This is a genomic window from Janthinobacterium sp. HH106, from assembly GCF_001758725.1.
GTDB lineage: Bacteria > Pseudomonadota > Gammaproteobacteria > Burkholderiales > Burkholderiaceae_D > Janthinobacterium.
Genome location: NZ_LRIC01000006.1, coordinates 1 through 1,142, shown reverse-complemented (window position 1 = coordinate 1,142; position 1,142 = coordinate 1). Strand labels below are relative to the sequence as shown.

Sequence of the window (1,142 nt, the reverse complement as noted above, 5' to 3'; positions counted from 1 at the left end):
AAAATGGCAAAAGGTAAATTCGAACGGACCAAGCCGCACGTCAACGTCGGCACCATCGGCCACGTCGACCACGGTAAAACCACGCTGACCGCTGCAATCGCAACGGTTCTGTCGAAGAAATTCGGCGGCGAAGCTAAAGCATACGACCAGATCGATGCAGCGCCAGAAGAAAAAGCGCGCGGTATCACGATTAACACCGCCCACGTCGAGTACGAAACGGAAACGCGTCACTACGCGCACGTTGACTGCCCAGGCCACGCCGATTACATCAAAAACATGATTACCGGTGCAGCCCAGATGGACGGCGCGATCCTGGTGTGCTCCGCAGCTGACGGCCCAATGCCACAGACCCGCGAACACATCCTGCTGGCCCGCCAAGTTGGCGTTCCATACATCATCGTGTTCCTGAACAAGTGCGACCTGGTCGATGACGCAGAGCTGCTGGAACTGGTTGAAATGGAAGTGCGCGAGCTGTTGTCGAAGTACGAATTCCCAGGCGACGACCTGCCAATCATCAAAGGTTCGGCACGTATGGCGCTGGAAGGCAAAGAAGGCGAAATGGGCGTTGACGCAGTGCTGCGTCTGGCCGATGCGCTGGATGCTTACATCCCAACGCCAGAGCGCGCTGTTGACGGTGCGTTCCTGATGCCAGTGGAAGACGTGTTCTCGATCTCGGGTCGCGGTACCGTTGTGACCGGTCGTATCGAGCGCGGCATTGTCAAAGTCGGTGAAGAGATCGAAATCGTCGGTATCACCGATACCGTCAAAACGACTTGCACCGGCGTGGAAATGTTCCGCAAGCTGCTGGACCAAGGTCAAGCTGGCGACAACGTTGGTCTGCTGCTGCGCGGCACCAAGCGTGAAGACGTGCAACGTGGTCAAGTGCTGGCCAAGCCAGGCTCGATCAAGCCGCATGCGCACTTCACCGGCGAGATCTATGTTCTGTCGAAAGACGAAGGCGGCCGTCATACGCCATTCTTCAACAACTATCGTCCACAGTTCTACTTCCGCACGACGGACGTAACCGGTTCGATCGAGTTGCCAGCAGACAAAGAAATGGTCATGCCAGGCGATAACGTGTCGATCACCGTCAAGCTGATCAACCCGATCGCGATGGAAGAAGGTCTGCGCTTCGCTATCCG

The 1,142-nt window shown here is 56.8% G+C and carries 1 protein-coding gene; it reads left to right on the top strand.

The genetic code is table 11. The features are described 5' to 3' along the window. Positions 1 to 3: 3 nt before the first annotated feature. On the top strand, positions 4 to 1,142 hold a 1,139-nt coding region (gene tuf, locus JAB8_RS04300), incomplete at its 3' end, for an elongation factor Tu (protein ID WP_034784654.1).